General features: G+C 61.7%; 33 protein-coding genes. 16 read left to right on the top strand and 17 right to left on the bottom strand.

All coding sequences use genetic code 11. The annotated features are described in order from the left end of the window. Nucleotides 1-19: 19 nt before the first annotated feature. The 4 genes from ACFQ6H_RS23355 to ACFQ6H_RS23340 are packed head-to-tail and all read left to right on the top strand — an operon-like array spanning nt 20 to nt 3436. Nucleotides 20-1396 (top strand): MFS transporter, encoded by a 1377-nt coding sequence (locus ACFQ6H_RS23355; protein ID WP_378648882.1) that lies wholly within the window; start codon nt 20-22, stop codon nt 1394-1396. Next, nucleotides 1393-2412: an ABC transporter substrate-binding protein gene (locus ACFQ6H_RS23350; RefSeq protein ID WP_378648880.1), complete on the top strand. Its 1020-nt coding sequence runs from the start codon at nt 1393-1395 to the stop codon at nt 2410-2412. Before ACFQ6H_RS23355 ends, ACFQ6H_RS23350 begins: the two co-directional genes overlap by 4 nt. Before the next feature lie 21 nt (nt 2413-2433). Beyond that, nucleotides 2434-3153, top strand: a complete 720-nt coding sequence (locus ACFQ6H_RS23345) for a 2OG-Fe(II) oxygenase (protein ID WP_378648878.1) — start codon at nt 2434-2436, stop codon at nt 3151-3153. Then, complete coding sequence (locus ACFQ6H_RS23340; RefSeq protein ID WP_378648917.1) at nt 3143-3436, top strand: Ada metal-binding domain-containing protein; 294 nt, start codon at nt 3143-3145, stop codon at nt 3434-3436. The genes ACFQ6H_RS23345 and ACFQ6H_RS23340 overlap by 11 nt, the downstream gene beginning before the upstream one ends. On the opposite strand, the gene ACFQ6H_RS23335 is transcribed toward ACFQ6H_RS23340, so the two are convergent. From ACFQ6H_RS23335 to ACFQ6H_RS23325, 3 genes are read right to left on the bottom strand one after another with little or no spacing between them, the layout of a single operon-like run. After that, entirely contained in the window at nt 3399-3827 is a 429-nt protein-coding gene (locus tag ACFQ6H_RS23335; RefSeq protein ID WP_378542135.1) for a VOC family protein, read from the bottom strand. The two genes, ACFQ6H_RS23340 and ACFQ6H_RS23335, sit on opposite strands and share 38 nt — an antisense overlap. A 40-nt stretch (nt 3828-3867) precedes the next feature. Continuing rightward, nucleotides 3868-4350 (bottom strand): SRPBCC family protein, encoded by a 483-nt coding sequence (locus ACFQ6H_RS23330; protein ID WP_378648876.1) that lies wholly within the window; start codon nt 4348-4350, stop codon nt 3868-3870. Between the two features lie 2 nt (nt 4351-4352). After that, nucleotides 4353-4697 (bottom strand): ArsR/SmtB family transcription factor, encoded by a 345-nt coding sequence (locus ACFQ6H_RS23325; RefSeq protein ID WP_378531033.1) that lies wholly within the window; start codon nt 4695-4697, stop codon nt 4353-4355. 94 nt (nt 4698-4791) lie between these two features. Between ACFQ6H_RS23325 and ACFQ6H_RS23320 the strand changes: the two genes are divergently transcribed. Continuing rightward, complete coding sequence (locus tag ACFQ6H_RS23320; protein ID WP_378531035.1) at nt 4792-5448, top strand: alpha-ketoglutarate-dependent dioxygenase AlkB family protein; 657 nt, start codon at nt 4792-4794, stop codon at nt 5446-5448. Between the two features lie 5 nt (nt 5449-5453). Here the strand turns inward: ACFQ6H_RS23320 and ACFQ6H_RS23315 are convergent, their stop codons facing one another. After that, nucleotides 5454-5600, bottom strand: coding sequence for a hypothetical protein (locus ACFQ6H_RS23315; protein ID WP_378531037.1), 147 nt, complete (start codon nt 5598-5600; stop codon nt 5454-5456). 238 nt (nt 5601-5838) lie between these two features. Between ACFQ6H_RS23315 and ACFQ6H_RS23310 the strand changes: the two genes are divergently transcribed. Then, nucleotides 5839-7338 carry a flavin-containing monooxygenase gene (locus ACFQ6H_RS23310; RefSeq protein WP_378542139.1) on the top strand — a complete coding sequence of 500 codons (1500 nt, stop codon included), beginning with the start codon at nt 5839-5841 and terminating at the stop codon, nt 7336-7338. Between the two features lie 85 nt (nt 7339-7423). On the opposite strand, the gene ACFQ6H_RS23305 is transcribed toward ACFQ6H_RS23310, so the two are convergent. Next, nucleotides 7424-7894: a hypothetical protein gene (locus tag ACFQ6H_RS23305; RefSeq protein WP_378531041.1), complete on the bottom strand. Its 471-nt coding sequence runs from the start codon at nt 7892-7894 to the stop codon at nt 7424-7426. A 77-nt stretch (nt 7895-7971) separates the two neighbouring features. Between ACFQ6H_RS23305 and lexA the strand changes: the two genes are divergently transcribed. Further along, complete coding sequence (gene lexA, locus ACFQ6H_RS23300; RefSeq protein WP_317552332.1) at nt 7972-8661, top strand: transcriptional repressor LexA; 690 nt, start codon at nt 7972-7974, stop codon at nt 8659-8661. A gap of 13 nt (nt 8662-8674) precedes the next feature. On the opposite strand, the gene ACFQ6H_RS23295 is transcribed toward lexA, so the two are convergent. Genes ACFQ6H_RS23295 through ACFQ6H_RS23280 form a run of 4 tightly spaced genes read right to left on the bottom strand, consistent with a single transcriptional unit; the run spans nt 8675 to nt 12014 of the window. Further along, on the bottom strand, nt 8675-9088 hold the full coding sequence (locus ACFQ6H_RS23295) for a cupin domain-containing protein (protein ID WP_378531043.1): 414 nt from the start codon (nt 9086-9088) through the stop codon (nt 8675-8677). Nucleotides 9089-9117: 29 nt separating this feature from the next. Beyond that, nucleotides 9118-9504: a DUF2255 family protein gene (locus ACFQ6H_RS23290; RefSeq protein ID WP_378531045.1), complete on the bottom strand. Its 387-nt coding sequence runs from the start codon at nt 9502-9504 to the stop codon at nt 9118-9120. Continuing rightward, on the bottom strand, nt 9479-10951 hold the full coding sequence (locus tag ACFQ6H_RS23285) for an MFS transporter (protein ID WP_378648874.1): 1473 nt from the start codon (nt 10949-10951) through the stop codon (nt 9479-9481). Before ACFQ6H_RS23285 ends, ACFQ6H_RS23290 begins: the two co-directional genes overlap by 26 nt. A gap of 25 nt (nt 10952-10976) precedes the next feature. Continuing rightward, nucleotides 10977-12014: a zinc-dependent alcohol dehydrogenase family protein gene (locus tag ACFQ6H_RS23280; protein ID WP_378648872.1), complete on the bottom strand. Its 1038-nt coding sequence runs from the start codon at nt 12012-12014 to the stop codon at nt 10977-10979. Nucleotides 12015-12181: 167 nt separating this feature from the next. Here ACFQ6H_RS23280 and ACFQ6H_RS23275 point away from each other — a divergent pair, with 167 nt between their 5' ends. Further along, on the top strand, nt 12182-13066 hold the full coding sequence (locus ACFQ6H_RS23275) for a helix-turn-helix transcriptional regulator (protein WP_378648870.1): 885 nt from the start codon (nt 12182-12184) through the stop codon (nt 13064-13066). Nucleotides 13067-13093: 27 nt separating this feature from the next. Here ACFQ6H_RS23275 and ACFQ6H_RS23270 read toward each other — a convergent pair whose 3' ends face one another. The 5 genes from ACFQ6H_RS23270 to ACFQ6H_RS23250 form a co-directional block, all read right to left on the bottom strand. Continuing rightward, nucleotides 13094-14236: a diguanylate cyclase gene (locus tag ACFQ6H_RS23270; RefSeq protein WP_378648868.1), complete on the bottom strand. Its 1143-nt coding sequence runs from the start codon at nt 14234-14236 to the stop codon at nt 13094-13096. Nucleotides 14237-14354: 118 nt separating this feature from the next. Further along, nucleotides 14355-14819, bottom strand: coding sequence for an RrF2 family transcriptional regulator (locus ACFQ6H_RS23265; protein ID WP_378447348.1), 465 nt, complete (start codon nt 14817-14819; stop codon nt 14355-14357). A 61-nt stretch (nt 14820-14880) separates the two neighbouring features. Then, nucleotides 14881-15645: an SDR family oxidoreductase gene (locus ACFQ6H_RS23260; RefSeq protein WP_378648866.1), complete on the bottom strand. Its 765-nt coding sequence runs from the start codon at nt 15643-15645 to the stop codon at nt 14881-14883. Between the two features lie 75 nt (nt 15646-15720). After that, a complete protein-coding gene (locus ACFQ6H_RS23255) occupies nt 15721-16569 on the bottom strand; it encodes an LLM class F420-dependent oxidoreductase (protein ID WP_378648864.1) in 849 nt (282 codons plus the stop codon). Between the two features lie 44 nt (nt 16570-16613). Further along, the gene (locus tag ACFQ6H_RS23250; RefSeq protein WP_007729728.1) at nt 16614-16934 is read right to left on the bottom strand and encodes a GYD domain-containing protein; all 321 of its coding nucleotides are present in this window, start codon (nt 16932-16934) and stop codon (nt 16614-16616) included. Nucleotides 16935-17015: 81 nt separating this feature from the next. Between ACFQ6H_RS23250 and ACFQ6H_RS23245 the strand changes: the two genes are divergently transcribed. The 4 genes from ACFQ6H_RS23245 (at nt 17016) to ACFQ6H_RS23230 (ending at nt 19127) form a co-directional block, all read left to right on the top strand. Then, nucleotides 17016-17198 (top strand): hypothetical protein, encoded by a 183-nt coding sequence (locus ACFQ6H_RS23245; RefSeq protein ID WP_095972013.1) that lies wholly within the window; start codon nt 17016-17018, stop codon nt 17196-17198. 44 nt (nt 17199-17242) lie between these two features. Next, the gene (locus ACFQ6H_RS23240; protein WP_378648862.1) at nt 17243-18058 is read left to right on the top strand and encodes a DUF72 domain-containing protein; all 816 of its coding nucleotides are present in this window, start codon (nt 17243-17245) and stop codon (nt 18056-18058) included. A gap of 70 nt (nt 18059-18128) precedes the next feature. Beyond that, nucleotides 18129-18638 carry a hypothetical protein gene (locus ACFQ6H_RS23235; protein WP_378648860.1) on the top strand — a complete coding sequence of 170 codons (510 nt, stop codon included), beginning with the start codon at nt 18129-18131 and terminating at the stop codon, nt 18636-18638. Between the two features lie 33 nt (nt 18639-18671). Beyond that, complete coding sequence (locus ACFQ6H_RS23230; protein WP_030536493.1) at nt 18672-19127, top strand: PPOX class F420-dependent oxidoreductase; 456 nt, start codon at nt 18672-18674, stop codon at nt 19125-19127. A gap of 2 nt (nt 19128-19129) precedes the next feature. On the opposite strand, the gene ACFQ6H_RS23225 is transcribed toward ACFQ6H_RS23230, so the two are convergent. Next, the gene (locus ACFQ6H_RS23225) at nt 19130-19570 is read right to left on the bottom strand and encodes a winged helix-turn-helix transcriptional regulator (protein WP_378628459.1); all 441 of its coding nucleotides are present in this window, start codon (nt 19568-19570) and stop codon (nt 19130-19132) included. Between the two features lie 120 nt (nt 19571-19690). Between ACFQ6H_RS23225 and ACFQ6H_RS23220 the strand changes: the two genes are divergently transcribed. Then, the gene (locus ACFQ6H_RS23220; protein WP_378648858.1) at nt 19691-20095 is read left to right on the top strand and encodes a PaaI family thioesterase; all 405 of its coding nucleotides are present in this window, start codon (nt 19691-19693) and stop codon (nt 20093-20095) included. A 1-nt stretch (nt 20096) separates the two neighbouring features. Here the strand turns inward: ACFQ6H_RS23220 and ACFQ6H_RS23215 are convergent, their stop codons facing one another. Then, nucleotides 20097-20612, bottom strand: a complete 516-nt coding sequence (locus ACFQ6H_RS23215; protein WP_230817536.1) for a MarR family winged helix-turn-helix transcriptional regulator — start codon at nt 20610-20612, stop codon at nt 20097-20099. Between the two features lie 58 nt (nt 20613-20670). On the opposite strand from ACFQ6H_RS23215, the gene ACFQ6H_RS23210 reads away from it, so the two are divergent. Together ACFQ6H_RS23210 and ACFQ6H_RS23205 are read left to right on the top strand one after the other, a co-directional pair. Continuing rightward, entirely contained in the window at nt 20671-22104 is a 1434-nt protein-coding gene (locus ACFQ6H_RS23210; RefSeq protein WP_378648856.1) for an FUSC family protein, read from the top strand. A gap of 75 nt (nt 22105-22179) precedes the next feature. Beyond that, the gene (locus tag ACFQ6H_RS23205) at nt 22180-22779 is read left to right on the top strand and encodes a TetR/AcrR family transcriptional regulator (protein ID WP_378531068.1); all 600 of its coding nucleotides are present in this window, start codon (nt 22180-22182) and stop codon (nt 22777-22779) included. Between the two features lie 21 nt (nt 22780-22800). Here ACFQ6H_RS23205 and ACFQ6H_RS23200 read toward each other — a convergent pair whose 3' ends face one another. After that, entirely contained in the window at nt 22801-23241 is a 441-nt protein-coding gene (locus tag ACFQ6H_RS23200; protein WP_378531070.1) for a VOC family protein, read from the bottom strand. A 172-nt stretch (nt 23242-23413) separates the two neighbouring features. Between ACFQ6H_RS23200 and ACFQ6H_RS23195 the strand changes: the two genes are divergently transcribed. Next, nucleotides 23414-24577, top strand: a complete 1164-nt coding sequence (locus ACFQ6H_RS23195; protein WP_378531072.1) for an alpha/beta hydrolase family protein — start codon at nt 23414-23416, stop codon at nt 24575-24577. The last annotated feature ends 110 nt before the right edge of the window (nt 24578-24687 follow it).

The raw sequence follows: 24687 nt of genomic DNA, 5'->3' as shown, positions 1-24687 counted from the left end.
CCCTATTCGGAGGTTGACCATGTCGCCACGACGATGGCTGCCGCTCATCGCCGCATGCATCGGAACTTTCCTGTTACTGACGTACGCCACGATCACGACGATCGCGGTGCCGGCCATCGCAGACGGTTTGAACGGCAGTACGGGCGCGATGTCCTGGGTCGTCGACGCGTACACACTGGCCCTTGCTGCGCTTCTGGTGGGCATGGGCGCGCTCGGCGATGTATGGGGACGCAAACGCCTCTACATCGGCGGCCTGGTCGTGTTCCTGGTTGCGACGGCCGTGTGTGCTGTTGCTCCGGACGTCACGGTTCTGGTCGCAGCTCGCGGCGCGCAAGGAGTTGCCGGTGCAGCGATGTTCGCGACGCTCCTGCCTCTGCTCGGCGACGCATACTCTGGCCGTGATCGTCACGTCGCCTTTGCCGCGTGGGGCGCCGTCGCCGGATTGGCGGCCGGAATCGGGAATGTTGCAGGAGGGCTGCTGACGCAGTTCTTCGACTGGCGTGCGGTCTTCTATTTCGGAATTCCCGTGGCCGCAGTAGCGCTCGCTATGGCTGTGTTCTGTTTCGCCGAAAGTTGGCGCGGCGACGATAATATCGACTGGGCCGGAATGGTTTTGTTCACTCTCGCTGCCGTTGCCGCGGTTCTCGGCGTGACGTGGGGCGGCGACGCCGGGTGGACTTCGTCTTCGACAGCTCTCGCCTTCCTCATCGCAATCGTTGCGTTGACGGCATTTGTGTCCTGGCAGCGTCGAAGCAGCAGTCCGATGCTCGATCCGGCCTTGTTCCGATCCCTGAAATTCGACGGAGTTCTCGTCGCGGCTTTCGGTTACTACCTTGCGGCTTACGGCCCGCTCGTAGTTCTTTCACTGTGGCTGCAGAACGCGTTGGAGCTGTCGGCGTCGACGGCTGCACTTGTGCTCTCGATTCAACCGCTCGCTTTTGTCTTCGTATCAGCACTGGGTGGATCACGGCTTCAGCGAGTCGATCTTCGATTTTCGCTTGGATTCGGGACGGTCCTCTGCGGAATCGGTTGCCTGGCAATGTTGTACGTTCTCATCGCGCCGATCTGGCCGGCGCTGATCGCCGGACTGATTCTGACGGGTGTCGGTTCAGCCATGGTGTCGCCGGTGTTGCCAGGTGCCGCGATGTCGGATGCTCCGGCAGAGCGCGCCGGGACGGCTTCGGCCACAGCCAACTCGTCGCGCCAATTCGGGCTCGCAGTCGGAATTGCTTTGTGCGGCTCGCTCTTCGCCGGATCGGACGAGTTTGCTCTGCTGTGGCCGTTGGTCTTCTGCGCCGGCGTCGGAATACTCACGGGTTTTGGATCGATCCTTCTCTTTTCTCGCTCGTCAACTCCTGCAACAGTTCAACCAATCGCCGAAAGGGCACACACATGACCACGCTGCTCACTCCACGACCGCACAGGCGTCTCGAGATGGACTGGAATCGTCGCAGGTTCCTCGGCGCAGCAGCAGGATTGGCTGCTGCGCTGGCAGCGGCCGGGTGCTCACGCTCCGGCGCAGATGCCGGCGGCACACGCGATGCCGGTTGGTCCTTCACCGATGATCGCGGAACCCTGATCGAGTTGGCTTCACCGCCGAGAACATTTGTCACCTACACCGGAATCGCGGGTGCTCTGTGGGATTACGGACTGGTGCCTGTCGGTGTTTTCGGAGCGCTCACACGATCGCCGGGATCGACGGACACCAGCATCTCCGGCAACTTGGATTTCTCGAAGACCGACATGGTCGGGCAGCTCTGGGGACAGGTGGAACTCGAAAAGATCGCTGCGCTGGAGCCGGACGTCGTCATAGTCCCTCAGTTGCGTGGTTCGGCTCTACTCGACGAGGCGAACTTGGATGCGGTGAAGGGCTTGTCGACAGTACTGTTCGTGGAAACGGCAGCAGGAACCATCGACCGAACCGTGCAAGAGATCGTGGAACTGGCCGTGGAACTCGGAGCAGACCTGGATATGGACGCTCAGCGAAAGGACTACGACGCTGCGCGCCAGCGGATCTCCGAAGTTGCTTCTTCACTGAACAATTCACCCGTACTATTCGCCTCCGCAGATCCGGACACGATTCGAGTCAGTCGTTCCGGATTTCCGATCCTCGCAGACCTGGCGGGTTTGGGTCTTGCCGTCGTCGACCCAGCAGAGGGATCGTCGGTCTACGTCGAGAAGCTGGCCTGGGAGATGGCGGACCACTATCCGGCCGACATGATCTTCCTCGACGATCGTCCGTCGAGTTTGCAACTGGATACGCTCGGCACCAATCCTGCGTGGTCCAACCTGCCTGCGGTGAAGGCGGGGAAGATCGGCACCTGGAATCCGGAACCAGTGCTCAGTTATGCCGGGATCGCCCGTACGTACAACACTTTGGCTGACCAACTGCTGGCATTCTCACATTCCTGACTGCCGCGTCGTCTACGACGTATGGACCTTTTCACCGATCTGTCTGCTCGAGTTGATTCCCTCGATTGGCCTGCGCTGATCGAGGGAATCAACTCCAGTGGGTGTGCACAGACGACACCGCTACTCGACGAATCGGAGTGTCGCGAAATCGCTTCCTGGTACTCGGACGTCGACCGATTTCGAAGCACGATCGACATGGCTCGGTACCGCTTCGGTCAAGGGGAGTATCGATACTTCGGTGATCCGGTCCCCGAGCCGATCACCGCTATGCGAGCGGCTTTCTACCGGCAACTTCTCCCGATCGCGCGAGAGTGGGCGTTCAAGCTGGGGGACAGCGCACCGTGGCCGGACACTTTCGAAGAATGGATCGATCAATGCCACGGCGCCGGCCAGAATCGGCCTACTCCGATTCTCCTGTCCTACGGCCCTGATGACTGGAATGCACTGCATCGGGACCTGTACGGAGAGTTGGTGTTTCCCTTACAGGTGGTGATCGGGCTCGACAGACCTCGGATCGATCACGCCGGGGGAGAGTTCTTGCTCGTCGAACAGCGGCCGCGCGCCCAGTCGAAAGGGACTGTCACGGTACTCGAACGAGGTCACGCGTTGATCTTCACCACGCGGGATCGGCCGGTTCAGAGTTCGCGTGGGTGGTCCAGAGCCCCTGTGCGACATGGTGTCAGCGTGGTGCACTCCGGCACGCGTCGAACATTGGGATTGGTGCTTCATGATGCCGAGTAAGACGTACATTCTCCGCGACGCTCGCAACAAACCCTACGAGAATTCGACGCCCGGTGCGCTTGGCGGGCATAGGAAAACGAAGATCTACGGCCGACTCGACTGTCGAGGGGCTGTGCAGGCAATCGCGCGTGGTGGGTATGTCGCCAGTCGGGTGTTCTTCGCGGACGAGCCGACCGCGATTGCGGCCGGCTATCGCCCCTGCGCTGTCTGCATGCCCGAAGACTACGCAGCGTGGAAGGCGGGTTCTACGCGCCGAAGCGGTCGCGGTACTCCTTCGGAATGAGCGGCTTGTCGCCGCGGACCTTCAGCTGCTGGACAGCCCAGGTATTACCGTCCGGGTCGGCGAATCCGAAGAAGGTGCCACCGTCACGCTCGTCGAAGACGGTGACCTCACTGGCATCGACGCCGCGGTCGATGAGCTCCTGCCGAGCCGCTGCAGCGTCGGCCACTACCAACTGCAATCCCTTCAACGAACCAGGGGCCATCTCGGTTTGCGACGGCAGGTTGCCGATGACGATCGAGCAACCCGAACCACGCGGAGTGAGCTGAGCAATCGTCATGTGTTCGTTCACGGTGTGGTGGTCGAGATCGAAACCGACCTTGTCACGGTAGAACTCGATGGAGCGGTCGAGGTCGCTGACGGGAACGATGACTACTTCGAGGGTCCAGTCCATGAAACTGCCTTTCGCTGAGGAGGTTCGGGCAAACAGGTGGTCAGAGTTGCGCGACGATCTTGTCCAGGCGTTCGTAACCTTCGGTGACGCCGAGTTCCATATTGCTCTCGATCATTCCGTCCCGCGCTTCGAGGCTCGGATACACGGAATGGCCGGAGAGGCGGGTGCGTCCATTGCCCAGATCCTCGAACGTGATCGATTCGATGCTGACGACGTCGGGAAATCCCTCGTATTCGAAGGTTTGGATGGCAAAGTCGTTCTCGCGAACGACGTGAAATACACCATTGAACCGGAACTCTTCGCCCTCGGGGTTCCGATGGACGTACTTGTATCGACCGCCGCTCACGAACTCGTATTCGTCGATCTCCATCTCGTATCCGTTGGGGCCGAGCCACTGCTTGACCAGTTCGGGATTCGAATGAGCCGCGAAGACGGCACTGACGGGTGCGTCGAACTCGCGGGTGATGTCGATGAACGGCACGCCCTCAGGAGCCGTGATGGTGACGGGATTGGTGGTAGCCATGGCTAAGTCTCCTTCTGTGTGGTGCTGAGTAGGTGATCGAGCTTGCGGAACTGTTGTTCGTGGATCAGTCGATAGCGGTCGATCCAGGCCGTCAACGCCTCGAGAGTTGCGGCGTTGAGATGTACCGGCCGCCTCTGGGCGTCGCGGCTGCGAGTGACCAAACCAGCGGCTTCGAGTACCTGAATATGTTTGGAGACAGCCTGTTTGGTGATCTCGAACGGCTCGGCCAACTCGTTGACCGTTTGGGGGCCGCTACTCAGGCGGGCGATGATCCGCCGTCGTACCGGGTCGGCGAGCGCCATGAACGCTTTGTCGAGACGCTCGTCTGCCCCTGGATCCACGATCACTTGTCAACCATCTCCTTTATCAACCAATCTGTTGATTACGATACGAGCCGATGTGGAGGGTGTCAATGCCTCGGGACCGATTAGCGTGGAAACCATGAACGCTCTGATTCCTCGGCCACGACTGGAAGTGGCGCCAGGGGCGATCCTCGTTCCGGATTGGCTCAGCGTTGAACAGCAACGCACCTTGGTGGCCGAGTGCAGACGGTGGGCAACCGCACCCGTACCGATGCGGTCCGCTGTTGTCCCAGGTGGGCACAAGATGTCGGTGCAGACAGTCTGTCTCGGTTGGCATTGGCAGCCGTACAAGTACACCCGCACGGCCGACGACGTGAACGGTGCGCCTGTCGCAGCGGTACCCGACTGGCTCGCCGACCTCGGCCGCACCGCAGTTGCCGCTGCCTACGGTGACCCGCGTGCGGGGGAGAGCTACGCACCCGACACCGCGCTGATCAACTTCTACGACGAGGGCGCTCGCATGGGCATGCACCAGGACAAGGACGAACGCTGCGACGCTCCCGTCGTCTCACTGAGCGTCGGGCAGAGTTGTGTCTTTCGGTTCGGGAATTCCGCGAACCGGAACAAGCCGTACACCGACGTCGAATTGCACTCGGGTGATCTCTTCGTGTTCGGCGGAGAGTCGAGGTTCGCGTATCACGGTGTGCCGAAAGTTATTGCAGGAAGTTCTCTTCCGGGCATCGGTCTGCAATCAGGAAGGCTGAACATCACGCTGCGAGATACCGGAATGTCCTGACAGTCTCACCCCTGTTGTGCCACTGGTTCAACAGGGTCGAAGTCTGCGCTGGAAGGTCCGTCCCCGACCATCTCGATCAACTCGGTCGACGGCGGAGTTGGCAGAGTGCGCCAGCGCTCTCGTTCGAGGTTGTGGGGTTGTATCTCGTTCATGCCTTAATTATCGACTTCCTACTTCACTCCGTCGGCTATTTGTGGGTGGACATTCTGCTAGGCCTCGTGTCCGACGTCGATATCGAGTCGGGTCGAGATATTGACTGTTACCGTAAGTCGCACATACTCTGGTTACTGGCGCTGACCGTAGGGAACCCGGCCTGAAACGACCGATCGTTCTCGGCCACCGCCGACGCCAGATGTAGCTTCGCGACGACCTACGAAACGAGTTTCCTCCATGCCGCAGCATGTTGACGTACTGATCATCGGCGCTGGCTTGTCCGGAATCGGCGCGGCTTGTCACCTCATTCGGGAGCAGACGGGAAGCACTTACGCGATCCTCGAGCGCCGGGAAAATATCGGTGGCACCTGGGACCTGTTCAAGTACCCAGGCATCCGTTCGGACTCCGACATGCTCACTTTCGGATTCGGGTTCCGTCCGTGGATCGGCACCAAAGTGCTCGCCGACGGCTCCAGCATCCGGGACTACGTCGAGGAAACTGCCAAGGAATACGGCGTCACCGACCACATCAACTTCGGCCGCAAGGTCGTGGCAATGGACTTCGATCGTGCGACTGCTCAGTGGACCGTGACCGTCCTGATCGAGGCCACCGGAGAGACCGAGACGTGGACCGCGAATGTCCTCGTCGGCGCCTGCGGTTACTACAACTACGACAAGGGCTACCGCCCCGCCTTCCCCGGTGAGGATGACTTCCGCGGTCAGATCGTGCACCCACAGCACTGGCCCGAGGATCTCGATTACACCGGAAAGAAGGTCGTGGTCATCGGGTCCGGTGCCACCGCGATCACCCTGATCCCGTCGATGGCCCCCACTGCCGGTCACGTCACCATGCTGCAGCGCTCGCCCACGTGGATCCAGGCACTGCCGTCCGAGGACCCGGTTGCCAAAGGTCTCAAGCTCGCACGCGTTCCCGACCAGATCGCGTACAAGATCGGTCGAGCCCGCAATATCGCACTGCAACGCGCCAGCTTTCAGCTCTCACGTACCAACCCGAAGCTGGCGAAGAAGCTGTTCCTCACCCAGATCCGCTTGCAACTCGGCAAGAACGTGGACCTGCGTCACTTCACCCCCAGCTACAACCCGTGGGATCAGCGTCTGTGCGTGGTTCCCAACGGAGACCTGTTCAAGGTGCTCAAGAGCGGCAAGGCCGACATCGTCACAGACCGTATCGCCAAGTTCACCGAGAATGGCATCGTGACCGAGTCGGGTCTCGAACTCGAGGCCGACATCATCGTCACGGCGACCGGCTTGAACGTGCAGATCCTGGGCGGGGCGGCCATGAGCATCGACGGCGAGCCGGTCAAGCTCAACGAGACAGTCGCCTACAAGAGTGTTCTCTACTCCGACATTCCGAACTTCCTGATGATTCTCGGCTACACCAACGCATCCTGGACGCTCAAGGCCGACCTCGCCGCGTCCTATCTGTGTCGCGTACTCAAGATCATGCGTAAGCGCAGCTACACGACTTTCGAGGTTCACGCCGAACCCGAGGACTTCGCCGAAGAATCTCTCATGGGCGGAGCGCTGACCTCGGGCTACATTCAGCGTGGCGACGGAGAAATGCCGCGCCAGGGTGCCCGTGGCGCGTGGAAAGTGGTCAACAACTACTACCGCGACCGCAAGCTGATGCACGACGCCGAGATCGAAGACGGTGTGCTGCAGTTCAGTAAGGTCGACACTTCCGTCGTACCTGGCAACAAGGTCGCCAGCGCATAGTCGACTCCACCTGAGGCGAACCGGTCGCACCACTGGGGACGTCGGCGAATGTGCTGGAGATGTTGCGTCGACGTACCCGATCGCGTCACGGGGTCTGTGATCGGTGAGTTCGCTTCCGCAATCGTCGGTTGTGCACCACGACGGGAAGAACATAGGCAGCGACCATGGTTACGGCAAGCAGTCCGAGGTAGAGGTAGGCCCAGGTCCATCCCGCTGCTCGTATGGCCAGCAACGATCCGCCCATGATCAACGGCGTCCCGGCCCCGGCGAGCAGATCGACGTCACGGGGCGACACGGGTGGGGTTCCCAGTACCGGTACACGCCTGCCCGAGTTTTCTCTGAGCGTCCGTCCGACCGATGCGAAGTAAAGTGCAACGCCCACGACGGCCATGGCGACTCCGATTGCTATCGAGCCGGCCCCCGACCGCGTCGACAACATGGCATAAGCCACAAAGCATGTCGCTCCCATCGCAAGTGGCGCTGTCTTCCAGATCGGCGTCGAAGTATGGGTATCTGCGGGGACGCTCACTGGACGCATCGGTTCGAGGGGCTCCATCAGCCCAGCGTGCCATGTGCTGCTCGGGAAACAAACTGTGACCGCTGTTTCTTTCCCGGCCTCCCTGCCTGGCCGAGATGTCGGGACCTCTCACTACGATTCTCGTCGTGACCGATTACGACGATCTCGACATGTTCGGTGGCCTCGACGCCTCCTCCCTGCCGCTCCGCCAGCAGCAGATTCTGATGACCATCCGGGATCTCGTTGCTGCCAACGGGTGCACGCCGAGCACGCGGCAGATCGGAGACGCGGTTGGCTTGCGCTCGACATCGACGGTGTCCAAGCACCTCAAGAGCCTCGAGGAGAAGGGCTTCCTCCGCCGGGGAGCGGCCATGGCTCGGCAGTTGGACGTGCGGCCTTTCCTCGTGGGCGCGAAGGAACAGTCGTCGTCGAATACCGTGACGGTTCCAGTGGTCGGCGACATTGCCGCCGGCGCGCCGATCCTCGCGGAAGAGCACACCGACGAGGTACTCGCGCTTCCTCGCGAGCTCGTCGGTTCCGGCACGGTGTTCGGTCTTCGGGTGCGTGGTGAGTCGATGGTCGACGCAGCAATCTGCGACGGTGACGTCGTCGTGGTGCGGCGCCAGGACGAGGCCCATTCCGGTGAGATCGTTGCCGCGATGATCGACGGTGAGGCCACCGTGAAGGTGCTCCGGCGCCGCGACGGTCACGTGTATCTCGAGCCTCGCAATCCCGCGTACAGCGTCATCGACGGCGACCGAGCGGCCATCTTGGGCAAGGTTGTTTCCGTGATGCGACGTATCTGAGACTTATCCGGTCTCAGCGACGGTTGGCGCGGAGGCCGTTGTATTCCTCGTCGGTGACTTTGTCGCCCCACGTGGTTTCGGCGCTACCGTCGCCGGGTCCTTCCCACAGTGCGAGGTGGCTCATGAAACGATCTGGTGCCGCGCCGTGCCAGTGTTCTTCTCCCGCCGGGGTATAGACGGTCTCGCCCGGGTGCGCTTCGATGATCTCGCCGCCGCGAGCTTGAATCAGCGCGGTGCCGGAGACAATGTGGAGGGTCTGCCCGAGGGCATGTGAATGCCAGTCGGTTCGCGCACACGGTGCAAAGCGAACCATGTTGGCGCGCATCCTCGACGGCTCCTGGCCGGCGTAGATGACGTCCCACCAGACGTCGCCGGTGAACCAGTCGCCGGGTGCCTTGCTGGTGGGCTGGGGCGTCAAGATTTCCATGAGTTCTCCTCGGGATCGAAAGGGTGAGTTCAGTTCTGCGTCAGCGGAACAAGTCGAATTGTGTTGGGCGCGGCCTCCGGCCCGGTCACGGAGCCGACAATCTGTGGGCCGTAGCGGTCGTATTTGGTGTGATAGGCGGAGTCGATCACGGAGTGGGCATCCGCTGTGGCGGCCTCGAAAGAGACGTCCCGTTCAATTCCTCCTGCTCGGATTCGGCCCGTTCCGCTTGCCGTTGCTCGGACGAACCAAGGGTTGTCGGTTCCGTATGCCGAGCGCACGTACAACTCGTTGCCGGCCCGAACAACCCATATGGTGACGTACGGCCTCGCGGTGCCGTCGCGGCGGAACGAGGAGATCTGCAATTCCTCGGCACTGCCGATCTTGGTCAGTTCAGCCTCGGTCCACGAGTGCGACATCTCTGGTTCCTTTCTCCGGTTCGAATTGCTGTGTGGTACTTCGCGTTCTCGTAGCCGGGACGATCAGTGCGAGAACTATGACGAGACAAGCGGCGAGCAGGACGGTTCCTGTGGTGAGAGCCGTTGACACGTGATCGGTGAGTGCGGTTGCAGCGTCGTCGGCAGTGGATCCGGCTCCTGCCGAGACCGCGACGATGATGCCGAGCCCGAGAGCGCTGCCCAGTTGGTGGGCAGTGTTGACCAATCCTGATGCGGCACCTGCATCCTCGGCCTGTACTCCGGAGATACCGGCGGAGGTCAGTGGCGCGAATGCCAACCCCTGCCCGGCGCCGATCAAGAACATCGGAAGCGCAATCGCAGTGAGATACGAGCTGTTGGGATGGACCAGGCTGAGCCAGCCCATGCCGGCGAGAGTAACGGCAATGCCAACCGAAAGAAGCGCGGAGTTGCCGAATCGCGGCGTCAGTCGCGGAATAAGCATCGCCACAGCAAAATTGACGATCGTCATCGGGAAGAAGGCGACGCCGGCTTGGAACGCGCTGAAGCCCAAAACACCTTGGAGTAGCTGAGTAGTGAAGTAGAAAAATCCGATCATGGCACCCAGATAGAGCATTCGGGCGGCGTAGGCACCGGATCGCTCTCGGCTACGGAACAATCTCAGCGGCATGATCGGCTGTTCCGCACGCGCTTCGTTGAGGAAGAGCAGGATCAGAAGTGTCGCCCCAGTCGCCAGGGTCGTAACAGTGATCGGTGAGGTCCACCCCGCTTCGGCCGAGTTGACGGTGCCGAAGACGAGTGCGGTCATGCCGAGTGTGGCGAGAACGGCGCCGGTCACATCGAAACGTCCGGTGTTCGGCTCGGTTTCCGGAATGAACCGGGGAGCGAGCGCGATCATCGCGATACCGATCGGAACGTTGATGAAAAAGCCTGCGCGCCATGACACCCAGTCGGCCAGGGCACCACCGATCACGAGTCCGAGGCTGGCGCCTATCCCTGCTGCAGCGCCGTACCAGGCAACAGCGCGCGTTCGCTCCCGGCCGGGTGGGAAACTGGCGGTCAACAGTGACAGCGACGCCGGGGCCACCACCGCAGCTCCGACGCCTTGGAGAGCGCGTGCCGCGATGAGCCACCACCCGTTTGGTGCGATGCCGACGAGAAACGACGCAATCGCGAAAATCGCGAGCCCGGAGACGAATACGCGACGACGACCGAAGATGTCCCCGAGACGAGCACCCAGCAGGAGAAGGCCGCCGAACACCAGGGTGTAGGCGTCCTGGACCCAGGAAAGACCGGTCGCCGAGAAACCCATGCTGATGTGGATGCTGGGTAGACCGGTGAAGATGATCGAATTGTCGAGCAGGATCATGAAATAGCTGATCAGAATGATCGCCAGGATCGCGGTGGATTTGATTCGACCGGCGGCCGGGTTGTCGGCAGTGTGAGTCACGCGCTTCTTCTTCACAGGTGGTGGATTACGGGCGGACGAGGACCTTCAGCGATTCACGGGAATCCATGGCTCGGTAGCCTTCCGCAACGTCGTCCAGTCCGACGGTGCGGTCGAAGACCTTGCCCGGCTGGATCTTTCCGTCAAGAACGTCGGGCATCAGTTCTTCGATGTACGCGCGAACGGGAGCCGGTCCGCCGGTGAGAGTGATGTTGGGCCCGAAGAGTGTCCCGAATCCGATTGGAGCTTCTTCGTATTGGGGTACTCCGACTCGGCTGATGACGCCGCCCGGTCGGACAACTCCGAGTGACTGCTCGTAGGCAGGCATATGACCTACCGCTTCGACAACGACGTGAGTACCGTCCCCGCCGGTCAGTTCACGGACTTTCTCGATGCCTTCGTTGCCACGTTCGGCAACCACATCGGTTGCTCCGAACTCGAGGCCGAGGTCCGTGCGGATCTTGTGGCGCCCCATGAGGATGATGCGCTCGGCACCGAGGCGTTTGGCGGAGAGCACTGCCATCAGGCCCACTGCTCCGTCTCCGATGACCGTGACCGTCGTGCGTTGGTTGACGCCGCCCTTGACCGCCGCGTGATAGCCGGTGCCGAAGACGTCGGAAAGCGTCAGCAGTGACGGCAGGAGTTCGGAATCCTCGCCCACCGGTGCCTTGACCAGGGTGCCGTCTGCCAACGGCACGCGGATGGCCTCCGCCTGCCCGCCTCCGATCCCGTTTCCGGCCCAGAATCCGCCGTGTCGGCAGGAAGTCTGCAAGCCTTCGCGGCAGAAGTCGCACGTCCCGTCCGACCAGGCGAAGGGGGCGATGACGAAGTCGCCCTTCTTCAACGTGGACACCTCCCGACCTGTCTCTTCGACCACTCCGACGAACTCGTGGCCCATCGGGGAACCGCCTGGCGTGGCCGGCATGTTGTGGTAAGGGTGCAGGTCAGAGCCGCAGACGCAGGCCCTGACGACCCGTACGATCGCGTCCGTCGGCTGCTGAAGTACTGGATCCGGCACGGTCTCGACTCGAACGTCTCCGGCGCCGTACATGATGGTTGCTCGCATGGTGTCCCCTCTTGCTTCTGGTGTTGCGTGCTTCTGGGTCGACGTTTCTGCGTGAACCGGTCGACTGCAATCAGTCAACGCGGCGCCTCGCGGGCGCGGGAGTGTCTGTTGTTCCAGGTAACGGCAGTACCTCCCTCGGTCTTCGCCGCTCGAGTAACGTGAACTGCATGGACAACCGAGCCGAGATTCGCGAATTCCTCAGCTCCCGTCGTGCTCGCATCACACCCGAGCAGGCAGGACTGCCGGCCTACGGTGGAAACCGTAGAGTCAAGGGATTGCGCCGTGAGGAAGTCGCTTTGCTCGCCGGTGTGAGCATCGACTACTACGTACGCATGGAGCGCGGAAATCTGGCTGGAGCGTCGGACTCGGTACTCGAAAGCCTCTCCCGAGCACTACAACTTGACGAGGCCGAAACTGCCCACTTGTACGACCTGGCGAAGGCTGCCAGTGCCGGCGCACCGAGTAGAAAGCGGCCGGCGCCCAAGGGCGTGAGCCCGGCGATTCAGCAGATACTCGACGCCATCACCGACGCCCCGGCGTGGGTACGTAATGCCAGGCACGACATGCTGGCGGCCAATCGCATGGCGCGCGCGCTGTATTCGCCGGTCCTGGCTGATCCGCGTAGGCCGGCGAACAACGCCCGCTTCGTGTACCTGGACCCGGCGTCGCAAGACTTCTTCGTGGATTGGGAGCGCGCGGCGGACGACATCGCCGCGATGCTCCGCTCGGAAGCGGGGCGCAATCCGCACGACAAGGCGCTGACCGAGCTCATCGGTGAACTTGCCACCCGCAGTGAGGTATTCCGCACTCGTTGGGCGAAACACAATGTGCGCTTTCATCGGACGGGTTTCAAGAAGGTTCGCCACCCCGTCGTCGGTGACCTGGAACTGAACTTCGAGGCGATGGAACTGCCGTCCAATCCCGGGCTGACACTGCTGGTCTACACCGCAGCGCCTGGGACGCCGACGGCTGATGCCCTCAAACTCTTGGCGAGTTGGGCGGCTACCCAGGATCAATTGGATCCGGCGCACGACAGCGAAGCGTCGCTCTAGAAGTCGATCGGTATGTGACGTGCTGATTCAGCTCAGATGCGTTACCGCCCAGGCTACCTGGTCTCCACCTCGTCGCTTGGCCCGATACATCGCGTTGTCGGCGTCGGCAAGTATGCGATCGATGGTTCCCGAAGCGTCCGGGATTGTCGAGGACAGCCACACGCTGGCGCCGACGCTCACCGAGATCGACTGTCGGCCGGCGGGCCGCGATATCGAGTTGTGGATGTCGACCACGGTTTTTTCGATGCGACGTGGCTCGACAGGCATGAGAATCACGAACTCGTCGCCGCCCGTCCGCGCCACCAGCCCGATCTCTCCGACGGCCGAGTTCAATCGTCGTCCCACGGTCACCAGCATCCGATCGCCTTCGGCGTGACCAAGTTTGTCGTTGACGCTCTTGAACGAATCGACGTCGATCACTATCGCAAGGACTACGTGTCCCCGGAGTTCATCGACATCGAACAGCTGGTGCCAGACATTGTGCAGCCCACGCCGATTCAGGGCAGCGGTGAGCGGATCTCGCCAAGCGTGTCGTGCATCGTCGGTCAAATACAGGACGAGAAAATGCACGGTCATCGCGGCTGAGGCGATAACACACCCGATGACCAATCCAGTGGACACCGACAGCGAGGAATCGGTATCCGGATCGGTGACCGCTCGAATTGTCAGTAGGGCTACGACCAGCAGTGCGCCGGCGATCTGCGCAGTCACTATCCGGGGGCTGTGAAACACCGACGAATAGTTCGCGACGACCACGAAGAGCACAGCACCGGTCAGTGCCAGGAAGCTCGCATGGATTCCGGCGAGCAGGATCAACGACAAATAGATGTTGGTGAGCGCAATGAATCGAACGGATTGTCGGTGGCTCGGCCAGGATCGTCCGAACGACCAACGAATCATGCAGTACAGCGCGATCACACATGCTGTCCCAGCAGCGAGTCGTTCAGGGACTTCGGTCGCGCCGCCCTTCACGAATTGAGCCAGAACGGCGAGTGCGACGAACACCGCACACCAGAAGGTGACGACGACCCTGGCTGTCCCCAGCATCGATCGAGCAGCCAGAAACCTGGGGAACCACTCGCCGTCGTACGCAAGGGACCACCAGCGACGCAACAGTCCCGTTGTCTGACGGATATTCTGCCCCAACCCCGCAGCGCCACTGACTCCCATGAAACCCCCTCCGAGATCTTGCGAAAATTCCCGGAGGTTTCTTCGTCAAGATTTGATCCCCGAACAAGGTACCCGATAGTTGAAAGACGCATTAATGCATCGTGAAGCGTAGACGACTCTAGGGCGAGATCGGTTCCGTCAGGATCTTTCTGAGGGCCGGAAGGTCCAGGGTTGCAGCTAGATCGGCAATCGTGACCCCCGACAGTGATGCGCGCCAGGCTTTTTCGGCGTCAGCCATGACTTTGGCTATTCCGCAGGCGGAACGGCACTGCTCGGGCGGAGCGGCGAGGATTCCTTGCTGCCGAATCTCCGTGCACCGGAAAGCAGGTTCGGTGCCGTCAACCGCCTGTACGACGTCGAGAACCGTGATGCTCTCGGGAGCCCGGGTGAGAACGTACCCACCGTCTCGGCCCTCGGTCGGATTGACCAGACCGGCGTGCGCGAGCGCTCGCAGATGCTTCGCCAGGTACGTCTTCGACACCCCGTGAAGTTCGGCGAGTCTGGCTGTGGGTACCGGCCCCTCGGCCTGGCTGAGAACCACACAGCAGTGGAGTGACCACTCCACGCCTCCGGAAAGCTTCATGATTGGACTCTATCGACGCCGCGGAAAGCGGTGCGGGTCGGACATCGGTCGAGGGTGAACGTCAGGCCTTCTCGGCAAGCCACGCGTCGTATGTTGTCGGCGCAATCCATGCATCTGCACCGGGTGTCGGGGTGAGTGCCGAGTTGTCGAGTTTCGCGCCGAAGTAGCCGGCCTCGGGATCGGAGATCACCGAACGCTTGTCGCCGGTGACGAGGAACAGGCGCCGGACCAGTTCGTCGATGCCCAGCGGTTCGGGCCCGGCAATCTCGACCGTGCCGTTTTGCGGCGCGGCGGTCACTACCTCGGCGACGTGAGAAACGACGTCTCGAGACGCGATGGGTTGCAGATGTCCCGGCGTTGCGTGGACAGCGCCGTCGGTGGTTCCAGAATCGGTGGTTCCCGCGTCGGCGATTCCGGCGACGAACTCGAAGAACTGGGTCGAGCGGACGATCGTGTAGGGGATCGGGCCCGCTTTGACCAGGTCTTCCTGGGCGATCTTGGCTCGCATGTACCCCGAATCGGGCAGTCGATCGGCACCCACGATGGACAGAATGACGTGGTGCCCGACGCCGGCCTTCTCTTCGGCGGCGAGGATGTGGCCGGTTCCGTCACGGAAGAAGGCCAAGACGTCTTCGTCCGACCAGGACGGGGAATTGGTCAGGTCCACCACGACGTCGGCGCCCTCGACGGCTTCGGCGATACCTGTGCCGGTGGTGATGTCGATCCCGTCGGCACGACCGAGTGCCTTCACGTCGTGCCCGGCGTCAGTGAGCTTGGCGGCGACCTGGCTTCCGATGAGCCCGCTCCCGAAAATGACGATCTTCATGATTTTCTCCTTTACTCGGATAAGTCATGTCCAAGTATACTCGGACATGACTTATCCAAGTCAAGGGTTGTCCGGTCAGCCGAAGAGTTCGGCGGCCAGTGCTTCGTAGGTCGCGAGCGGATCACCCTCGGCAGGAAGTGCTTGGATCGCAACGTGATCGGCGCCCGCCGCGACATGCTCGCGAAGTCGATCGGCGATGGACTTCGCGGTACCGCGTGCAACGAGGGCATCGATCACGCGATCGTTTCCCTCGTTGGCCAATTCTTCGGGTGCAAAACCGAGGCGCTCGAGATTGCTCGTGTAGTTGCGCAAATACAGATAGGGGTTGGCGACGGCGGGACGTCCGATTGCTCTGGCCTTCTCCGGATCGGTTTCCAGAACAACCTTGTGCTCAGGAGCAAGAATCTTCGAGGGTCCGAGGATTTCACGAGCCTCGGCCGTGTGTTCGGGGGTAGTCAGGTAGGGATGCGCGCCGGCGGCGCGATCGGCGGACAGTTTCAACACCTTCGGTCCCAGCGCGGCGAGGACACGGCGAGATTCCGGGACCTGGGCCTCGTCGAGTTCGTCGAGGTAAGACACCAGCGAGGCGTACGGCTTGGTGTAGTCACCGGTCGCCTCCGGATGTCCGACGCCTACACCGAGGAGGAATCGCCCCGGATGTGCGGCTTCGAGTCGGTGATAGGACTCCGCCACCTCAGCCGCAGGTGAGGACCAGATGTTGACGATTCCGGTTGCCACGGTGATGTGCTCGGTCGCATCGAGGAGTTTCTCGGCGATCCGTAGATCGGCCCGCGGTGAGCCGCCGATCCAGATGGTGCCGAAACCGAGTTTCTCGATCGCTGTTCCCAGTTCGGGCGGCAAACCAGCCGCTCCTCGCCAGATTCCGTAGGTGCCAAGGTCGGGTGTTTGCGTAGTCTCCGTCACAGCGGGTGCAACTCGGGCGCTGCCGGGATCTATTCCTTCCGACGTCATTTGCCCGGCGCGCGGTAGTCGGTCGGTCGCTTGACTGCCTCGTCGATCTGCTCCGGCGTGAGCAGTGTGATCGACTCCGAGCGGGCTGCACCTGCCGCAGCTGTACGAATGCTCAATGCGGCGGCCGCGACGTCGTCCGGCAGGTTGCCGATCACGAACATGTCGTGACCGCCCAGTGCGAAGTGGCAGGATTCGACTGTGCCGCCGATGCTTTCGACCATTCGGGTTATCGCGTCGCGTCGCGCAGTGCCTCCCTCCTGTTGTAGGCCGGCGGCGCCGGAGGGCGAGTAGGTCACTTGCCAGAGGTATTTCGGCATTTCCACTCCTTGCTCGGGATGGGTACTTCGATCGTGTACCCGTAGGGCGCTCGGTGGCAATGGGTAGGGGACAATCACGGCATGGTTGGAACTCCGGTGATCGTGACTATCGTGTCCGTGTGTGTAGGTTTTGTGATCTTCATGCTGGCTGCCAGCGGTGCTCGCGGAAAATGGGACCGTCGCCTCGTGATCGCATTGTTCGTCGCCGCGGTGGTGTGCCTGACCGTCGTACCGGTATCCGTCGCGCTCAGTGCCGGAGTTTGAAAACACGGAGTGTAAAACACTGGAGTGCCGCTTAGTCTGAAGCGATGGCAGATATTCGGGTAGGTATCTCCGGGTGGACGTATCCCGCGTGGCGCGGAGATTTCTATCCGAAAGGTCTTGCTCACCGCAAAGAATTGTCTTACGCCGCAGAGAGATTGACGTCGATCGAGATCAACGGCTCGTTCTATGCGTTGCAGAAGCCGGAAAGCTACACCAAATGGCGCCGTGAAACTCCCGAAGATTTTGTGTTTGCCATCAAGGGCGGCCGGTACATCACGCATATGAAACGGCTGCTCGACGCCCGTGACGGACTCGCCAACTTCTTTGCCGCCGGAACACTCGCCCTCGGCCCCAAGCTCGGGCCGATTCTGTGGCAACTACCTCCGACGCTGCAGTTCGAACCGCAGCGATTGGCGGATTTCTTCGACGGTCTTCCCCGTACCACGCAGGCTGCAGCCGATCTGGCAGCACAGCACGACGACAAACTCACCGAAGACCGAGTGTTCGCTCAGACCGAGAGGGATGTGCCGATTCGCTACGCGGTGGAAGCGCGGCACGCCAGCTTCGAGACCGACGAAGCCGTGGACCTGATGCGCGAGCACTCCATCGGTTTTGTCGTCGCAGACACAGCCGGCAGGTATCCCCGCATCACCACTCCTACTACCGATTTTGTCTATGTGCGGATGCACGGGGACAAGGAACTGTATACGAGTGGGTACACCGAGGACGCTCTGGACAAGTGGACCAAGCGGTTTCGGGACTGGATGGACGAGGACCTCGACGTGTACGTCTACTTCGACAACGACATGAAAGGCTTTGCGCCGCACAACGCAATGTCTTTGTTGGAGCGACTGCGCTGACGGATCGTCTGGCCTGTCGGTGGGCTGTGGCAGGCTTCCGCGTGAACGCGAAGACCGAGGAGACACCACGATGATGCCCGAACAGCGGACGCCCGAACAGAGCTGGCCGACGGCTTGGCCGAACGTGGCCCGTGACATCGCCGATGCCACGGCCGACGCACTGGTCGCGGTCCGGGCGGCAAATCGTGACGGATTGCTCGCCGCCGTCGAAGAACTGCGCGGGCTCTCCTTCGAGCAGGTCAGCTCCGTTCACGCGGCGATCGTGCGCGAATTGCTCGAGGACACGCATCCGGACGGCTTGTCCAGTGAGGACGTGCAGGATGCGCTGACTACTTGCGCCAAGTCCACGATCGTGTGGCTGCCGGATCTGGACGTGCAGGCACTGGCCGCGGTCTACACCGGGGCGCTCGGGATCTCGGATCTGGAAGACGATTCGTTCCGCATCGGGCACGGCGCGTACCTGCGTTCGGCGGTCCTGGTCATCGGGAGCTTGTCCACAGGAGTGAAGAAAGCTCAGAGCGCCTACATCATTCGTGCAATCGGCGAGATCGCACGTGCTCAGACCATCGAGATGCCCTAGGCGTCAGCTCGTAAATCGAATTAGGCTGAGGCCATGTCCAAGATCGCCAGCGCAGATCGTGTGTCGTTTGCAGAACTCCTCGAATTCGTCAGGCCGCGCCATCGGGCCACCTTCGTGACGGTGAAGAAATCGGGCGAGCTGCAGATCTCGCCGGTGACGTGTGGTGTCGACGACGAGGGTCGGATCGTCATCTCCACGTACCCGGAACGGGCCAAAGCGGCGAATGTTCGACGGACGCCGGCGGTGTCTCTATGTATCCACTCTGACGAGTGGAACGGTCCCTACGTCCAGGTGAACGGAACCGCGGAGTTGATCGATCTCCCGGATTCGGTGGAACCGTTGGTCGACTACTACCGATCTATCGCCGGTGATCATCCTGACTGGGACGAGTACCGCGAAGCCATGCGCAAGCAGGGCAAGAGCCTGATCCGTGTCACCGTCGACTCGTGGGGTCCGATCGCAACCGGCGGGTTTCCACCCGGACGTTGACGCTATCGAGCAGGTGGCGAGAGTTCGACTACGTGCGCGTCTCTGGCGGCCAGCGGCTCTTTGCAGTGTGCGCACACAACTTGGGCGTGCATGATTTCACCGCAACGATGCTCGACGACGGTTGGCGGCGGACCTGTCGTCGCAAAGGTGTCTCCCCATTCCATGAGTGCCATCAGGATCGGGTAGAGCGCCTTCCCTGATTCGGTGGCGACGTATTCGTAGCGCGGCGGATGTTCTTCGTACCGACGCTTTGCGAGGACGTCGGCGTCGACAAGGGTGCGCAGACGCGCGGCGAGGATGTCCCGGCTGGCTCCCGTGCCCGCGGCGATCTCGTCGAACCGTCGTTGCCCGAGAACGATTTCTCTGAGCACCAGAAGTGACCACTTCTCGCCGACGACCTCCAAGGCGTTGGCGATGGAGCAGTTACGTCCTTTTGCTGCCATCGTGTCTGTGTCCTTATTGGCTGAAGACTTTAGTTGGGAAATCCAACTTAGCACTTGACGGCACGTATTTCGGGGCGGAAGGTGAGTCGAGAAATCCAACCGAGCAGATGAGGGGTCGACATGACGGAATTGAATCTCGAGGCAGCAAGCGGATTTGTCAGTGCCGCCGGATTGCAACTGGACGAGGTCTCCGGCACCAAGGTTGTCGGGCACATCGATCTGTCCGAGGCACACCACACTCCGTGGGGCGTTGTCCACGGCGGCGTTTACACGACTGCCGTCGAGTCGGCCGCGAGCATCGGGGCGAGTGCCGCAGTGGCGGACCGTGGCGAATTTGCCGTCGGAGTGCACAACGGAACGGATTTCTTGCGCGCCCGCACGGGTGGGCGCGTGGACGTCGTAGCTCTCCCGATTCAGCAAGGACGGGTTCAGCAGTTGTGGTCGGTGGTCATCACCGATCCGGAATCGGGCAAAGAGGTGGCACGCGGTCAGGTGCGTTTGCAGAACGTACCGCTGCCGAAGTAGGTCAGTCCCAGATGCCTGAGTCGATGTTGAGTGAGATTCGTTTGAGCAGTGCCGTCAGTTGGGCTCGTTCGCTCTCGTCGAGTCCGGTCAGAACCTGACGGTCTCGCTCGACTCGTCGGGGAAACTCTGCCTCGACCAGTTCGCGACCGGCATCGGTGAGTTGAAGCAGAACCACCCGCCCGTCGTGTTCGAAACGCTGGCGCTCGACAAAGCCCAGTTTGGCCAGGCGGTCGGCGTGTTTTGTGGTGGCGGCGCCGCTGACCATCGTGACGGCGGTGACCTCGCTCGCTCGCAGGGGACGGTCGCTGCGAGCGAGTGCGCTCATCACGTCGAATTCGGCTCGAGAGACTCCGCTCGATGCCAGCGCCCGGTCGAGCTGGTGGAGAGACTGCGCGTTGATGCGGGCGATCCGGCCCATCACCTCGACGGGAGCAGTGTCGAACTCGGGGTAGGCGCGCTTCCATTCGCGACGGACTTTGTCGATGAAGTCGTCTTCGGATCTGTTCGCCGCGCCCATGGCCCCATCTTAGCGACAGATTTCACATTACTTCACAAGTAATTTACTAGTGAAATAAATGTATGCTGGGTGGGTGACCCGAACCGAAACCGCAGCCAGGACGCCGAGCCGTCTCACTCATTCGAGTGAAGCCATTGCACATACCGTCTCCGGGGCGACGTGGCGAGCGGCTTTTCGCGTCGGATCTGCCGACGCGACCATCGCCCCCGCGATCAGGGTCGGGCTCGCCACCGCCGTAGTCCTCGTGGTCGGCGGACTGCTCGGGCATCGGGAATTGGCCGGCTTCGCGGCCTTGGGCGCGCTGTGCGCCGCGTTCGGCAGGTACGAGCCGTATCCACGGTTGGCCGGCAAGCTGGCAATGGTGGGCGCTGCACTGGTGGTTTCTATTGCCTTCGGCGGCGCCATGGGTGTCGCGGGCGTTCCGATATGGGTGCAGATCGGCATCCTGTCGTTGCTTGCCGGTGCATCGTATTGCTTCATGTCGGGCTTCCGGATCACCGGGCCGGGGCCCGTCATCCTCGTCTTCGCAGCGACCGGTGCAGCCGGATATGCCTCCAGCTTCGATGATTTGGCGAGGTTGGTGACTGTCGGTGCGCTCGGAGTTCTGGTCGGGTGGATAGCCGCGATGCTTCCGGCACTCGTGTTGCCGATGGGACCTGCTCGCCTGGCAGTGGCTCGTGCCGTCTCTGCCGTCGGGCGCCTCGAACAGTCCGGCAAAGACGGAGTGGACCCAGCACTCGCATCGATTGCCAACGCGCGCTTGGTCATCGCGTCGAGTGGCCGAATCAAGTCGACCGTCGATCACGGACGCGAACTGGTCGCAGTGCTCGACGAAGCAGAAGCGGCAGTTCAGGAGTGGCAGTTGCACGCCGACGCCACCCTGATTCGCAGCATTGCTCGGCACGAGAAGGAGCTTCGGAAGCTCAAGCGTTCCAGCATGATCGAACACGACCTCGCGCCGGCACAGACCCTGGCCGCACCCGAAGGCTATTTCCTCGAAGGATTGAATCGGCTGTATTCGCGCCCGGTGCGGATGAACGCCCTCCGCATCGTGGCAGCGTCGGCTCTGGCCGGTTGGCTCGCGGCGGGAGCCGGGTTGGAGCATCCACTCTGGGCGTCGATGGGTGCCATCGCAGCGATGCAGGGGCTGAACTACAAGCAGACCGTCCAGCGTGGGATTCAGCGGTTGGTGGGAAATGTCGGTGGCGCCGTCGTCGCTGCTGCTCTCATCGCCTTGACGCTCGGCTACTGGCAAGCGGTAGCCGTGGTCGTGATTCTGCAAACCGCTGCGGAGCTGCTCGTGATCAAGAACTATGCACTGACATCACTGGCCGTCACCCCGATGGCACTGCTCCTCATCGGTTTCAGCGCTCCGATCGGGACCGAAGCGGCAGTGGCTCGCGTCGCGGACACTCTCATCGGTGTGGTGATCGGTGTTGTCGTCGCCGCAGTGACGATCAGTCGATCGGATCGCCAGCACGTCACCGTGTAACCGGTACTGCTGTGTTTCCGGTACTGCTGTGTTTCCGATACTGCTGTGTTTCCGATACTGCGTAGGCTCCTGCAGGTGGAGGACAGCACGCCGATCGACGGCCGGAAACTGCGTTACCAGCATCGCCGTGCCGAATTGCTCGAGCAGGTGACCGCGTATGTCACGGCGAACGGCGTCGGTGAACTGTCCATGAGGCCGTTGGCCAAGGATCTGGGGATCAGTCATGCGACACTCATCCATCATTTCGGTTCGAAGGAACAACTGCTCACCGAAGTAGTCGCCACCCTGCGAGACAGCTCCTCTCTCGACATCTCGTCCGGGACCGACATCGTCGAGATGTTGACGAGTTACTGGAATGGGCGCACATCAGCGGAATCGTTGCCGAACTTTCGCTTGATGTTCGAGATCTACGGACAGGCGTTGTTGCATCCGGAGCGGTATCGCGAGTTTCTCGAACACGTAGTGGGGGACTGGTTGGGTGGTTTGGCAGATGCTGCGCTCGCGCATGGATGTCCGCCCGATCGCGCTGATCGCTACGCGACGATCGTGTTGGCGCAGATTCGCGGGTTGACACTCGATCTGGTGACCACCGGTGACCGCGTCAGAATCGACGCGGCGTTCGCCGAATTCGCGGCTGCGATGGGCGCTCTGGCCAGCTCGTGGAAGGCGATCTGACGGTCCGATTGCCGTGACTCTTCAGGCGATCTGCTCGAACAGGGACACGATGATCCCTTCAGGCCCCCGGACGTAAGCCATGCGCACGCTGTTCTCGTACTCACCGATCCCGCCGATGAGCCCGTACCCGTCTGCAGCCACCGCGTCGACCGCCGCCTGGAGGTCGCCCACCTCGAAAGACACGTTGCGCAGCCCGATCTCGTTGGCCATCGGAGCAGGCGATCCGGGTATGTGGTCGGGCGTGACGAAGGACGAGAGTTCCAGCCGTGACCCTTCGCCCGGAGGGCGCAGCATGGCAATTTCACACTTGGCTCCAGGGATACCGCAGACGGTTTCGACGAACTCACCCTCCACGGATCCGGTGCCCTCCAGTTCGAGGCCAAGTCCGACGAAGAACGCCGTCGCTGATTCGAGGTCCGCGACGGTGATGCCGATGTGGTCGAAGCGCTGTACGTGGGCCATGGATCCATCCTCCTACTTTCTGCTGCCGGTTCGATGCTAGGTCGGAGTCACGGTCGGGATTTCGACATGTCTTTATTGTCAAACTGCAAAATTTTGCTTGACCGATCGGTTAAACAAAATCTACGATAGCGTCCAACGAGGTCGCCCATCGCACGAACCGGAGTCGTCAGACGTGAAATTCCAGTCGAAGTCGTTCGCACGCATATCCATCGCAGCCCTCTGTGCTGCAACGATCGGCTCCGCCGTTGCTGCGCCCATCGCGTCCGCACAGGCACCGAGCGCGTCGCAAGCCACGGGCACTCTGGTGTCGAGTGAGCCGCTACCGAAAGATCTGTGGATTCCGGGTACCGCCGACGCCAAGCGATTCACCTACTGGACCATCGGTTCCAACGGCGGGCCTGCGCTGAGCAGTGGCGCCTACTACGTCCCGGCCGGTCCGGCACCGGAAGGTGGGTGGCCCGTCATCGCGTGGGCGCACGGCACCACGGGACTCGACGATTCCTGTGCCCCTTCGCTGGTCGGTCCAGGCCTGCCCGAGCGTGACTACCCCTACCTGGGGCGTTGGCTCTCCGAGGGCTACGCCGTAGTCGCCACCGACTACGTCGGTCTGGGAACACCGGGACTGATGCCGTATCTCGACGGAAAGGTGGAGGCGCACAGCGTCGTCGACTCGGTCAAGGCGGCTCGGGTGATCGACCCCACCATCTCGAATCGGTGGGCAGTGGTCGGGCAGTCGCAGGGCGGCGGTGCGGCCATCACGACGGCGCGCTACGCCACCGAATACGGTGGGGATTCTCTCGACTATCGCGGCGGTGTGGGTACCGGCGTGCCGGCCAACATCGAGTTGACGCTCCTGCCTGCAGGTCCGGGCTTCCCGCCCATCGCCCTCGGCGGCGGCTTGACCTCGTACGCGCTCTACATCCTCGCGGGCCTGCGCGAAGCGCACCCCGAGATCGACCTGAACTCGTACCTCAACGAACTGGGCAGGGAAAAGGTCGACTCGGCCGAAAAGCTCTGCGCCGCAGACTTGGACGAGGCATCCAAGGATCTGGTGCTCGGTGACATCTTCTCCCGCCCGCTCAGTCAGATCCCGAACTTCCAGGGTCTGTTGAACGATTACATGGGTGTGCCGACGAGCGGATACGACCGCCCCATCTTCATCGGCCAGGGTCTACTTGACGTGGATGTTCCTGCACCGTCGGCACTTTCGCTGGTGGCAGCGTTGGTCGCCAACGGTGAACCGGTCACCTTCAAGACCTACAACACCGATCACAGCGGTGCTTTGGTCGAATCGCAGGCCGACACGATTCCGTTTGTCGCGAACCTGTTCCGTTAGGCCTACCGAGAATCCGGACCGTCCGAGGGGTGGGGGGGGGGGGATTTGGGAAGCGCAGCCAACCGGCAAAAAGGTTATAGTTTTTTTGTTGTATTTGAGGGGAGAAGAAG

Source organism: Rhodococcus sp. NPDC056506 (assembly GCF_042794945.1).
Taxonomy (GTDB): domain Bacteria; phylum Actinomycetota; class Actinomycetes; order Mycobacteriales; family Mycobacteriaceae; genus Rhodococcus_F.
This window is presented reverse-complemented; position numbering and strand designations above follow the sequence as displayed.